The sequence below is a fragment of the Neisseria sp. P0014.S009 genome (assembly GCF_051958155.1).
Taxonomy (GTDB): domain Bacteria; phylum Pseudomonadota; class Gammaproteobacteria; order Burkholderiales; family Neisseriaceae; genus Neisseria; species Neisseria flavescens_C.
Genome location: NZ_JBQCVS010000113.1, coordinates 1 through 277 on the forward strand (window position 1 = coordinate 1; position 277 = coordinate 277).

General features: G+C 55.2%; 1 rRNA gene. It reads left to right on the forward strand.

Annotated features, from left to right (window positions below):
- Positions 1 to 277: ribosomal RNA gene (locus ACTHS4_RS11915) — 16S ribosomal RNA — on the forward strand; the annotation flags it as partial.

The following is a 277-nucleotide window of genomic DNA, read 5'->3' on the forward strand; positions in this document are numbered from 1 at the left end:
GGTAATACGAACTGTGCAAACGTTATTCGGAATCACTGGGCTTACAGGGTGCGTAGGCGGCTTGTTAAGCAGGGTGTGAAATCCCTCGGCTCAACCGAGGAATTGCGCCCTGAACTGGCGAGCTGGAGTGGGACAGAGGTGTACGGAACTTCCGGTGGAGCGGTGAAATGTGTTGATATCGGAAGGAACGCCAGAGGCGAAAGCGGTACACTGGGTCTCAACTGACGCTGAGGCACGAAAGCCAGGGGAGCGAACGGGATTAGATACCCTAGTAGTC